Raw genomic sequence first — 12370 nt, 5'->3', positions numbered from 1 at the left:
TTTTAGATCTTGACTTGGCTCCAATTTTCGCCTGATTTTATTCTTCTAATTTGCATTTCGCTTACGCCAAATTGTTTTGCGATCATTTTTAATCTTGTTGTTTGTTCGGGTTTTGCTAATATTTTTTTTATCAGTATCACTTTTGTGACCGTAAGTTTTTTGCCGTTTGAGTTTAAGTTATGCTCAATTAAATTTAGTTTCGCTTGAATTACAAAGGGACTTTTTCTTGTATGCTCAGCCAATTCGTCTTTAGTTGCCCATTTCAAATTTCTGTGATCGTCATTATCACGTTTTCTGTCTAAATGTAAAATGGAAGTTTGTTCATCGGAAGGTTTAGGGATGAAATATTTTGCTACTAGCTTGTAAACAAAAATATGTTTATTTTTAATTTTTCCATCTTTATAAAGCTTGTATCTGAACATTTTGTAACCATCAGTCATTCCGCCTTTTAATTCTCTTCCAAATTTTATATTGTCAACAAAGCTAATAAGCCTTCCTTTGTTTGAAATGGCGTAACGTAATTTTAGTTTATCCTCAATTATTATTTCTTTAAATTCTTCATTTGGATAAAGCCTAATTGGTTTCATTTTTTCAAGTTTCATATGAATAATGTTTTAAAAATTTAACTTGTCTTGGTTTTCAGCGTTGCGTTAAAATTACGGATAACTTACTGAAAATCAATACTAATTTCCAGAAACTGAAAACGGAGTAACGCTAATTATTAATCAAGCTTTCCGTCAAAATGAGTCATCCATTTTCCTTGCACTTTCATTACTTGCTCGATTACGTCGCGAGCGGCTCCCTTTCCACCATTTACGTGTGAAATGTATCTCGAAATCCCTTTAATTTCAGGACTAGCGTCCTGTGGACACGTGGGTAAACCTACTAATTTCATCACATGATAATCAGGGATGTCATCTCCCATGTACAGAACCTGCTCTGGATTGATATTATACAATTCAACATATTCTTTAAACGTTTCTACTTTGTCAGGGGTGCCCAAATGGATATCTGTGATTCCCAGATTACGCAATCGTACGCGTACGCCTTCATTACTTCCTCCCGAAATAACACAAACATTATAGCCGCTTTCTACAGCCGCTTTCATAGCATAACCGTCACGGATATTCATTGTTCTAAGAATTTCTCCCTCAGTGGTTACAAATACCGCGCTGTCTGTAAGAACACCATCAACGTCGAAAATAAAAGTGGTGATGTCGTTCATTATTGTTTTATAACTTTTTGCCATGATCTTGTATAGATTGTGTTATGATTTTATAAATAGTGGATTGATTTTCGTCGGATAAAAATAATTGATGTGCTTCAATTGTCTTTAAATCATTTCGTTTTGCTGGCCCTGTCTGAGCGTCTTTGGGCGAAATGGTCATTATCTTTTGGGCTGTTTCCAGAATCAAAGGTTTTAAAATATCGAAAGGAACTTGATTCTCCTGACAAATTTCATTTCCAATGGTGTATAAATGATTGGTAAAGTTATTTACGAAAACTGCAGCCACGTGCAATGCCTTGCGTTGTTCAGAGTTGATAGCAAATACTTTATCAGAAATCATTTTAGCCACTTTCTCCAACAATCGGAAATCAGTCGAGTTTTCGCTTTCTAAGCAAATGGGAATTATCTTAAAATCCACTGCTTTGTTTTTAGTAAAAGTTTGCAGCGGGTAGAAAACCCCTCTTCTGTTGTTGTCATCTAAAACGTCTAAGCCCACACTACCAGAAGTATGTACCACCAATCGGTTTTTAAAAGCTAGTTGTGCAGCAACAGCACCAATGGCGTCATCTGAGACCGCGATGATGTATAAATCGGCTTCTAATAAATCAGCTAAATCTGTAGCGATGAGATCAGCGTTGACCACGTGTGCAAGTGTGTTTCTATTTCTTGAAAACACTTGGACCAATTCAATTTCATCTCCTGTATTCGTGGAGTTTTGAAAAGCGGCAATTAGATGTTGCGCTACATTTCCGGAGCCTATAATAATAACTTTAACCATTTGGCAAAATTAGCAAAAAAAAGTGAAGCCATTGTACGAAATAATAGCTAGTATCTTTTTTGAGAAAAGGGTAGATGATACCCTTTAAAAACAGCGATTTAATAAGTTTGTAGTTTGATTAGTAATTATCATTGCAATTAATCAGCTTAAAGGTTTCGCGCGATAGCGGTGCTTTGTTGTTGTGGGGATAGAAAAAAGAACACTGTACTAACTTTTTTTAAAGCTGTGCAGTCAGATATGTTTGAAATAATTAAATTATGTCACTATTTGGATATTCTCTTTAAATTCGCTCAGTTCTATTATAAATAACTCTAATTATAAAAACAACACGTCACTTTTAGTGGGTTTTGCGTGAGGGGTAGAAGCTGGCTACCGCAGTAGCGCGTATGACCCGACAGCTTCCCGAAAAAGGGCGTATCTAGACAAAGTGAATTAGCCCTTTTTTTGGGACGGTGGCACGCCCAGATAATTTGGTATCCTAATTTATTTATTTCAACAAATCAGGATTGCTGAGGATCAATTCTATTTTCTTTATGATTACAGTTATTTGATTCATTTGTGTTTCTATATTTCTAAAAAAGAGACTAATATCTCTGTTAACCCAGCTTTCAGAAATAACTCTTGCGCCCAAACTAATTCTTAAAACAGCACTTTCAATATCGTTGCCATACTTTACATTAACGGCTTGTCCTATATGGCATTTCTGGGCAGCAAGCCTTATAATTTCTAGTGAAGAATCTTCAAACTGATCAGATATATCCGAATTTAGTAAAGTGTATAGTTTTTTCACATTATCAACTGATAGTACTTCATTGTTTTTAAGGATGAAGAAAGGGAAAATGGTACGGATATTTCTTATTCCAAATTCTTGACTATTATAACTATTCGCTTTTGTATCATCAGCATAAATGGGTTCTAAAAAAGTAGCTTCTTTTATTGAATCGTCAATAAAATTACAGAACATCTCAATACCCATGTTTCTATATAAAACAGGTGTTTTATAGTAGCGATCCATTTCAACTATGGCCGCGTTCCAGCGCATGTAGGAACCATAATTATATCCATCTGATAAATCATTTGAACAGAACCATGAAGTAGGCCAATCCGAATGATTGTAATATTGGGTTAATCCTTCTGGCAACTTATTTTTTGCAGAATGGATTGATTTACTAACACTATCGGGTAGAAGTAAGGCTCCTGAATAGGGAGGCCCAGTAAAGTATTTGCTTCCTGTTACGGTAACAATATATCCTTTATTTAAATAATTTTGTATGTCTTTAGGATCTAATCTAAGTTGCGAACCGTCCACAATAATCTGCATAGATAAGGCATCGATTGTATTCAGTTTTTGAATTAATGCATCACTAGGCGATTGATATCCTAATTTCGATTGATCCATAGTATGCAGTACTACGTGTCTGCCTGATTCATTGGTTTTAGATATGGCATTATAGACTTCCTCGTCTAATTGACTGGATGATTTTAGCGCACCATTTTCATCTCTGAAAGTAATTTTAATCAAATCAACATCTCTAAATCCTTCAATTTTATCGCCCTTTTTAATGGGGTAATTTAAGGCGGTTGTGTTTTCAAAATGACATCCTTTTAATGCCGCAGGTATACCACTACCAGTTTCATCAGATGCTACTAAAATATGTGTAATGTCTTTATCAGACATAATTTGAGTTATGGCTGCTATTTGAAGTGAAGAATCGGTTCCTGATGGTGAAAAAATTATTTCACACTCCTCATTTAATTTAAATATTTTTCTGAGGTTGTCTTTTAGTAATTCAGAAAATTCGATGGTCGTGTTTTTAAAACCATTTTTCAAGCTGTTTCGAATTAAAATACTTCTAACTTTATCTGTTTTATCAAATGCAAAATTAGAAACACTTGTTCCGGTTGATGAGGCAAAAGTAAATGCATCGGGTCTTGGAAATGGTCGGCAACCATATTTATTTAACAAATCAATTTCATCAATATTCAATCTAAGGTCACCACCTGACATTAATAAATATTCTGTTGGTTTTGCTAGGTTTTCAATAATTGGTTTCCAGGATTCCTTAAATGTTTTGTTGACAGTATTGATACCATGAAAAGCTTGTAGTTCTTCATATTGCAATACAGAGGCAACATTTAAATCTTTATCTTTTTTAATCAAATCAATTAAAAAATAATCAAGATTTTCTAATTTTTCCTTATCGTCTTTAGGTAATAATTTATAAAATATTCGAGTCACTTCAAGCGCCGCTATATCGCATAAAACAGTATTCTGTTTTTCGTTATCCAAAGCTTTATACCAAAGCTGCCATTCAATACCATATCTTAAATAAACTAAAGCTAAAACGGGTTTGCTCAATAATGACGAACCAATTATAATTGATTTGTTTGGTACGATTTTAAATACATTAGGCTCAGTAGTAGAGGTGATAATATTTATGTTGTTTATCTTTGGTACTGTATTAAATCTTTTTAAAACACGAACCAGATAATTCACATTTTCTTTTTCAAATATACTGGTTCTTTTATATTGATTTTCAATAAGTATATTATTTGTCATAGGTATTATAATTTATAACGTTCATCAGAATGAAGCTCTTTACTAGGAATATTTTCTTGATTATCTAACAATCCAAAGATAGTGTTTGTTCTAATATCAAACTTTGCAAAGAACGGCTTTATATCAATAAGAGTAACTCAATTTAATACATCAACCATTTTTATTTGAATAGAATTGTTTGCGATTTCTAAAACTTTATCTGTAAAATGCTTGATCGCAGCCAGTCGCTTAGCTGGTTTGTTGGCAAATGTGACTTTGTGCCATAAAACGTTTTTTTGTTAATTTATAAAAATAGGATTACAAATAGTTCTAATTGTAAAAGTAAGACATCATTTTCACGCGAATTTGCGTGAGGGGTAGAAGCTGGCTACCGCAGCTTCCCGAAAAAGGGTATGTCTAGATAAAATGAAGCAGCACTTTTTTAGGGACGGTGGCACGCCCAAAAGAAAGGCATTGTAACTGGTTTAGTCCCCTTAAATTTAGATTAAATTAACAATTGTGCGAATAAAGAACTCAACATTTTTAAGTACTTTTGTGGCACTTTTATAAAACGTAATTCCTTACAAATGGATAAAAAAATATTCTCATTTTTGTTTTCTACTCGATTAATGGCACTTCTTTTCCTCTCTTTTGCAATAGCAATGGGCGCAGGGACTTTCATCGAAAGTAAATACAATACAGATACAGCTCGCATTTTAATTTATAATTCTTGGTGGTTTGAAGCCATAATGGTGTTTTTCTTGATTAACTTCATAGGAAATATTAAGCGTTACCAACTACTAAAAAAAGAGAAATGGGCAACTTTATTGCTTCATTTGTCTTTTATTTTTATCCTTTTGGGCGCATTTGTAACCCGATACATCAGTTATGAAGGAATGATGCCTATCCGTGAAGGAGCTGCTGAAAATCAGTTTTACTCAGACAAAACTTTCCTTACTGTTTTTATCGATGGGGAATATAAAGGGGAAATGAAACGTAGGGTTTTTGAAAAGCCATTGTTGCTTTCTCCAGTGACCAATAATAATTTTTCTATCTCTGATAAATTTGCCGATACTTCGTTTAAAGTGGAGTACGAAAATTTTATTATGGGGGCTAAAGAATATATAAAAGTAGATCCGAAAGGAGTTTTATATTTAAAGTTAGTGGAAGCTGGCGATGGCGGACGTGAAGAACACTTTCTAAAAGAAGGAGAAGTTCAAAATATTCATAATGTTTTGTTTTCCTTGAATAAACCAACGGAAGGGGCTATAAATATTACCACCACCGGAGATAGCTATACAATCCAAACACCATTTGAAGGAAATTTCATGAGAATGGCTGATAAACTAGAGGGAGCAGTAACTAAAGATATTGTGCAGCCGTTGATGATGCGTTCGCTTTACAGCATAGGAGAGAAAAGATTTGTTTTTCCTGATCCTGCTGTAAAAGGAGTGATTGCTTATGAGTCAAGCAATGATTTTAAAGCAAAAAATCATACTGATGCTTTAGTACTTAAAGTGAAAGCAGAGGGACAAGAAAAAGAAGTAACTGTTGTGGGTTCTAAAGGGAGAGTAGGAGATTTCCAAACAGTAAAAATTGGGAAGTTAGATTATACTTTTTTCTATGGAAGTAAAGCCTACGTTTTACCTTTCAAGATAAAACTGAATGATTTTATCGCTCAAAAATACCCAGGTACAGAAAAAAGTTACTCTTCTTTTGAAAGTAAAGTGACAGTTCAAGATTCTACAGAGGTATTTGATGCAAGAATTTTTATGAATAATGTTTTAGACTACAAAGGATATCGTTTCTTTCAATCTTCATTTGACCCTGACGAAAAAGGAACAGTACTGTCTGTGAATCATGATTTTTGGGGGACAGCCATTACGTATGCTGGTTATTTTATGTTATTTTTTGCAATGATGTCTATTATGTTTACAAAACACTCTCGCTTTGCTGATTTGAAACGAAAATTAGAAGTGGTTAAAAATAAAAAATCAAAATTAATTACAGTTTTGGTTTTAATGATAAGTATGAGCGGTTTTGCGCAAACTCATAATCACGACCATGATGAAAATGGAGATCATGCAGATCATGCAGAAGGAATGGCGCATACAAAAGTAGCACCTACCGCCAAACAATTGGATTCCTTACTGAATAAGTTTAAAGTAAGAGAGGAGCATGCAGCAAAATTTGGAAGACTTGTTATTCAGGATGCTGGAGGTAGAATGAAACCGATAAACACTTTCTCTTCTGAGTTATTGCGTAAAGTGAGTCATTCAAATTCGTATAAAGGCATGAACCCCGACCAAGTATTTTTATCAATGTCTCAGTACGCACAGTTATGGATTGAAATTCCGATTATCTATCTAAGAACAGGAAACGACAGCATTCGTAAATTGATAGGTGTTGATGTTAAGGATGGAACAGCCCCTTTTATTGCCTTTTTTGATGCAAAAGGAAATTATAAATTAGCACCATACTTGGATGCTGCGTACAAAGCAGCTAATCCTAATCAGTTTGAGAAAGATTTTATTGAAACGGATAAAAAAGTGAATTTAATGGAGTCGGCCTTGAGCGGACGAATATTAAAGATTTTCCCTATTCCGAATGATCCGAATAACAAATGGGTTTCATCATTAGAATTGAATGAAGCAGGACTCAAAGGCATGGATTCTACTTACACTAAAAGTGTTTTGCCATTATATTACGGATCACTAAATAACGCATCAATTTCAAATGATTATAAAAATGCAAATGATTTAGTTGAAAGTTTAAATGGTTTTCAAAAGAAGTTTGGAGCCAAAGTAAGGCCTAGCGATGATAAAATCTCTCTGGAAATCACCTACAACAAATACGACTTGTTACAAAAACTGCCTTGGGCATATCTAACTGCAGCTCTATTAATGATGTTGTTTACTATTTTACAGATTTTCAAAGATCGTAAAGTACTGCGTATTTTGGTAAATAGCATGCATGTTATCATTGCAATTTTGTTTGCTTTGCACACAATAACTTTAGGAGCTCGCTGGTACATATCCGGTCATGCGCCATGGAGTAACGCCTATGAAGCGATTGTTTATGTGGCTTGGGCAACCATGTTTTTTGGGTTAGCTTTTGATAGTAAATCCAAATTAACTATTGCATCGTCTGCCTTTGTATCGGCTATTATTTTATCAGCAGCCTATATGAATTGGATTGATCCTGAAATTGCAAATCTGCAGCCTGTTCTTAATTCGTATTGGTTAATGATCCATGTTGCTGTAATTGTGGCGAGTTATGGTCCATTTGCATTGGGAATGATTTTAGGTTTTGTATCGTTATTATTGATCTTTTTTACCAATGAAAAGAACAAAGCTAAAATGGATTTAAACATTCAAGAGATTACCTATATTAATGAGATGGCATTAACTGTTGGTTTGATTATGCTAACTATTGGTAACTTCCTTGGAGGTCAATGGGCCAATGAAAGTTGGGGACGGTACTGGGGATGGGATCCAAAAGAAACTTGGGCTTTGATTAGTATTATGGTCTATGCTTTTGTAATTCATGCTCGATTTGTTCCTTCTTTAAGAGGGAAATGGACGTTTAACTTGATGAGCATGTTTGCTTTTGTTTCTATTCTGTTTACTTATTATGGTGTAAACTTTCACCTAGTGGGATTACACTCGTATGCAAGTGGTGAAGCCCATTCTCTAAGTTGGATTTGGTATTCATTAGGAACAATCACTTTCATAGGAGCGATTACGTATCCAAAATATAAAAAGTATTATAAAAAATAATATTTTGACATAAAGTAAAAAAGGTTCAACTTAACGGTTGGACCTTTTTTTATGTGTATTAGCTATTAAATGACATTGTTGTCACCCTTAATATATTTTGAATAGGGGGTAAAAAGTTATAATTTAATCAGCGACTACTTGCAGCTTGTCACTTTATCCTGATTGCTGCAGGAGGCTGGTGTCGTTAAAAGGGGGGTTCTGACACGTATTTGCTTTGTGTTTTGTTGCTCTATAAGTGGGAAAGTCATAATAATCTTATGGATCGACAATTTGTGCTAAAGGAGCACAAGTTGCTAAAGCCTTTTCAAAGGAGTTATTTACCTTTGATGTGACATACACTCTATGGTAGAAGTTAGTTTTTTCGTTCCATAAGAAAGGTTCAATGATGGAAGGGTACTCAGTCGTGTTTGTTAAGACAGGGTCGTTTGTATTGCTATTTTCTTAGTAAATTCCTGGCAGAATATGCGCGGTGTAACACCTGCAACTTCTTTGAAACTAGTAAAAAATGTATTGTAAGAAGTAAAACCAACTTTTTTTGCCAAACAATCCAATGTGTTTAAATTTAAATAATTCATTTCTATTAAATTAACTGCATCCAAGATTCTAACTGTTTTCCTAAATTCTATAAAACTAAATTTAGAATGGTATTTAAAGATATAAACTAAATGACTTTTAGGAATCTCTAGTTGATGTGCAAATTCACCTAAATTAACTGTTTCTTCCCTAAGTAGATGATTTGTTAAAGAGGCTGTTTCAATATCGCGAATGTAAAGTGTTATTTTATCTCTAATTTTTTTATTAAGTTCCAAATCTTGCCTGTTATGGATGGCTAGATTTTTTTCAAATACCCAAATTTCTTTTAGTACAAATTCAAGAGTTCGTTGTTCTTCTACTTTTTCAATAAAAAAGTTATATCCATATAAAATTTCAGGAGTTACTAAAAGTTTAATATAAAGTGCCCAAGTAATAATTAGACTTACAAACAAATATGGTCTTCCGTAGGAATTTTCATCTAAATAAAAATCTATAATTATTGTAACGAGTACTCTTAAAATCAATAATAAACAAATAATAAAGAAGAAAAGCGACCAGTTTTTTATTAGTGTGTTCTGCTTTTGGATATGAATAATAGAGGCTTGTTTATTCCAAAGCTTATTTTTTAATAAAACGTAAGATAGAGAAACGTAATATAACCCAATAATTGTAAAAAAAACATGTCCAATTAACCTAAAATAGACAAAGTAGTGGTTGAATACAAGTGCTATCACACCTGCCATAATAGGGCTAACAAAATGTCTTAGTTCATTAAATTTAAAAGTAGTTGTGTAATAAACTAAATTTTTAAAATACAAATAAACACAAGGAAAGATAATGCTGAAAAATGAAATAAGATGATACTGGGTATTTGGTAGTGGATTAGTTAAAGAAAAATACCCGAAACTTATGGAACGAAGTGAAGAAAATAAAATTAAAATGACCAAATAAATATTTAGGATTCTATTTGATTTAAAATGAGTAGAAATAATGATTAACGTTATAATTCCGAATAATCCGGTGATAAAAAAAAGGATACTAATTGGGATTATCATAATAAATTATTTATTAATCAAACTTAGGTATTTAGTTTAGTAAACAAGTATAAAAGATCAATTAAGTGCAGATAAAATCGGCAAGACGCACATTTTATTTTTATTGATAAATATAATCTTACAATAAAATATTTTAAAACTTACTAGAACCTTAAAATTAGTTACTAAAACACTTTACTTCCTTGTATATTCTTAGAATGCGTGTTAAAACAGGAAGCGATCTATCGACATTTATAAAAAAAAACAAATGAAATACTTTTTTTTACTTTTTTGTTCTAGCTTTTATGGGCAGGTTTTGCATCATCAAATGATTTCTTCACAAGGAAAATCAGCTGTTTTACCCAATGGGATGCTTGTTAAACAAACAATAGGCCAACAAAGTGTATCTGGAAACTCTAAAGGAGACTATATAATCCAACAAGGATTTCAGCAAAATCACTGGGCTAAAATTTTGGCTGACTCCCCACTAAAAAGTGATGTAACCGTAGTGGTGTATCCCAATCCCTTTGTTTCGAATGTGAATTTTGAATTTTCTAAACCTATTACAAATGAAATTTCAATAGCTATTTTTGATGTGAGCGGCCGTTTGGTTTTTCAGCAAAATAAAAAGGTAGAGGACAGCCTTTTAACTATTGATTTATCGATATTATCTGGTTCTGTTTACTTAGTGCGATTAAATAACAATGAAGTTAATTATTATATGAAAATCACAAAATCTTTATGAAAATAAAATTACTCTTAATCATCTGCTTTCTTACGTGTCAATGGATGTCTTCGCAGGAACTATTCTTAGTTTCTGGAAAAAATTTAACTTCTTACGATTATAAAAGTGCTAATGGAGCATCAGACTTTAATTTAAAAAGCAAAACTGGTTCTTACTATGAGTTTGGTTACGAACACATTTTTAATAAAAAGATATCTTATATTGCAAGTATCACCTTAAACCAATTCAATAGTTTCAGCACAAATGAAGTAAAGAGCTATTCTTGGAACACCAATTATCTTGGAATACAAAATGCAGCTGCCTACACGTTATTTAAAACGGAAAATGAAATTGAGTTAAAGCTAAAAGCAGGAGTCAATATTGCCACTATAATTGATGGTAAAGAACAAATTAACGGCGTTATTTATGATGTAAAAACAGAGCCTGAATTTTCAGGGATCTTCTTTCAACCACTAATTGGGCTGGATTTAAGATACGTCATAACGGACTATGTTACTTTAAGCATGGGCTATAATTTTTCCAAAGCCTTTAAGTTCTCCCACACTACCGATGAGAAACTTTCCTTTACAAATAATCAAGTTCAATTAGGAATTCATTTCCCGCTATAACACTATATTATGAAACAAATCTACTTACTGCTGCTTTTATTAGCCAGCACCATTGGTTATTCGCAAACAAACGGAATTAGCTATCAGGCGTTAATTTTAAATCCAAACCCTCAGAAGATGCCTGGTATTAATGAGGCAAATACGGCACTAGCCAATCAAAAAATTTGTTTGCAGTTTGTCATTCAAGATGAACAAAAACAGGTAGAATATCAAGAAACCCTTAGCACGACCACGGATGAGTTAGGGATGGTTAACGTTATAATAGGCTCTGGAAGTCAAACTGGAGGTTACGCTATCGATTTTAAGAGCGTCAGCTGGAATGCTGCTATAAAAACACTAAACGTGGGTGTGAATATTAGTGGAAGTTGCGGGGCTTTTACCGAAATTAGCGATCAGATATTTAATTCGGTTCCCTTTGCCTTCTCAGCAGAGAATGTAACTGGAATTGTCGCTATTGAAAATGGAGGTACAAATGCTTCGAATGTTATCGATGCGAAAATTAACTTGAATTTAGGTAATGTTGATAATACGAGCGACCTTAATAAACCTGTTAGCACTGCTGCTCAAACAGCGTTAAATTTAAAGGAAAACGTAGCAAATAAATCAACAGCTATAATTACGGATGGGGCTTCTAATACCAAATATCCCAGTGTAAAAGCGATTAAGGATTATGTAGATGATAGTGTATTTGCATCCTATAATACTATTAGTGATGAAGTAGACGCTACCCAAGCAGGAGCTGGATTAGCAAATGACGGAACATACATTAAAAATACTACTGCTAATTACATCGCTGCAGCAACTGACTTAAACGATGCAGATAATAAATTAGATCTACAAGCGAAAGCAAATGCAGATGCCATTGCGACTGAGAAGACAAGAGCTACAAGCGCTGAAACTACACTTCAAACTAATATTGATGCTGAAGCTACAGCCGCAAGAGCTGCTGAACTGGTTAATTCAGATGCAATTGGAACAGAAAAAACGAGAGCCACAGGAATTGAGGGAAACATTCAATCAGAATTGGATATAACTCAAACAGGAGCTGGATTAGCCGCTGACGGAACTTATAGTGCAAATGGCGCTACCAATTATATGAAAACATCAGCCTCTTTGGTTGCTGCT

At 33.5% G+C, this 12370-nt stretch carries 9 protein-coding genes; 4 read left to right on the top strand and 5 right to left on the bottom strand.

The window, feature by feature from the left end; all coding sequences use genetic code 11:
* Positions 1-2 precede the first annotated feature (2 nt).
* The 4 genes from BMW63_RS05545 to BMW63_RS05530 all read right to left on the bottom strand — a co-directional run bounded on the left by BMW63_RS05545 (position 3) and on the right by BMW63_RS05530 (position 4566).
* Entirely contained in the window at positions 3-602 is a 600-nt protein-coding gene (locus BMW63_RS05545; RefSeq protein ID WP_245744873.1) for a hypothetical protein, read from the bottom strand.
* 119 nt (positions 603-721) lie between these two features.
* Positions 722-1249 (bottom strand): KdsC family phosphatase, encoded by a 528-nt coding sequence (locus tag BMW63_RS05540; protein ID WP_074722115.1) that lies wholly within the window; start codon positions 1247-1249, stop codon positions 722-724.
* Complete coding sequence (locus BMW63_RS05535; RefSeq protein ID WP_074722113.1) at positions 1233-2006, bottom strand: Rossmann-like and DUF2520 domain-containing protein; 774 nt, start codon at positions 2004-2006, stop codon at positions 1233-1235. The genes BMW63_RS05540 and BMW63_RS05535 overlap by 17 nt, the downstream gene beginning before the upstream one ends.
* Before the next feature lie 487 nt (positions 2007-2493).
* Entirely contained in the window at positions 2494-4566 is a 2073-nt protein-coding gene (locus BMW63_RS05530) for a hypothetical protein (protein WP_074722111.1), read from the bottom strand.
* A gap of 566 nt (positions 4567-5132) precedes the next feature.
* Here BMW63_RS05530 and ccsA point away from each other — a divergent pair.
* Positions 5133-8324: a cytochrome c biogenesis protein CcsA gene (ccsA, locus tag BMW63_RS05525; RefSeq protein ID WP_074722109.1), complete on the top strand. Its 3192-nt coding sequence runs from the start codon at positions 5133-5135 to the stop codon at positions 8322-8324.
* Positions 8325-8734: 410 nt separating this feature from the next.
* On the opposite strand, the gene BMW63_RS05520 is transcribed toward ccsA, so the two are convergent.
* The gene (locus tag BMW63_RS05520; RefSeq protein ID WP_175460263.1) at positions 8735-9601 is read right to left on the bottom strand and encodes a helix-turn-helix domain-containing protein; all 867 of its coding nucleotides are present in this window, start codon (positions 9599-9601) and stop codon (positions 8735-8737) included.
* Between the two features lie 559 nt (positions 9602-10160).
* Here BMW63_RS05520 and BMW63_RS05515 point away from each other — a divergent pair.
* From BMW63_RS05515 to BMW63_RS05505, 3 genes are all read left to right on the top strand, one after another.
* Positions 10161-10637, top strand: a complete 477-nt coding sequence (locus BMW63_RS05515; RefSeq protein WP_083380358.1) for a T9SS type A sorting domain-containing protein — start codon at positions 10161-10163, stop codon at positions 10635-10637.
* Entirely contained in the window at positions 10634-11245 is a 612-nt protein-coding gene (locus BMW63_RS05510; protein WP_139174200.1) for an outer membrane beta-barrel protein, read from the top strand. Before BMW63_RS05515 ends, BMW63_RS05510 begins: the two co-directional genes overlap by 4 nt.
* 9 nt (positions 11246-11254) lie before the next feature.
* Positions 11255-12370: hypothetical protein (locus BMW63_RS05505; RefSeq protein WP_217643720.1), on the top strand; the 1116-nt coding region annotated here is incomplete at its 3' end.

This window comes from Flavobacterium frigoris (genome assembly GCF_900111075.1).
Classification (GTDB): Bacteria; Bacteroidota; Bacteroidia; order Flavobacteriales; family Flavobacteriaceae; genus Flavobacterium; species Flavobacterium frigoris.
Note: the sequence above shows the minus strand (reverse complement) of the source record. Positions and strands in the feature narration are given on the sequence as shown.

Excerpts from the sequence above, each read along its gene's own strand:
- BMW63_RS05545 (WP_245744873.1), bottom strand. The coding sequence starts at position 602 with ATGAAACTTGAAAAAATGAAACCAATTAGGCTTTATCCAAATGAAGAA.
- BMW63_RS05540 (WP_074722115.1), bottom strand. The coding sequence starts at position 1,249 with ATGGCAAAAAGTTATAAAACAATAATGAACGACATCACCACTTTTATT.
- BMW63_RS05535 (WP_074722113.1), bottom strand. The coding sequence starts at position 2,006 with ATGGTTAAAGTTATTATTATAGGCTCCGGAAATGTAGCGCAACATCTA.
- BMW63_RS05530 (WP_074722111.1), bottom strand. The coding sequence starts at position 4,566 with ATGACAAATAATATACTTATTGAAAATCAATATAAAAGAACCAGTATA.
- ccsA (WP_074722109.1), top strand. The coding sequence starts at position 5,133 with ATGGATAAAAAAATATTCTCATTTTTGTTTTCTACTCGATTAATGGCA.
- BMW63_RS05520 (WP_175460263.1), bottom strand. The coding sequence starts at position 9,601 with ATGGCAGGTGTGATAGCACTTGTATTCAACCACTACTTTGTCTATTTT.
- BMW63_RS05515 (WP_083380358.1), top strand. The coding sequence starts at position 10,161 with ATGAAATACTTTTTTTTACTTTTTTGTTCTAGCTTTTATGGGCAGGTT.
- BMW63_RS05510 (WP_139174200.1), top strand. The coding sequence starts at position 10,634 with ATGAAAATAAAATTACTCTTAATCATCTGCTTTCTTACGTGTCAATGG.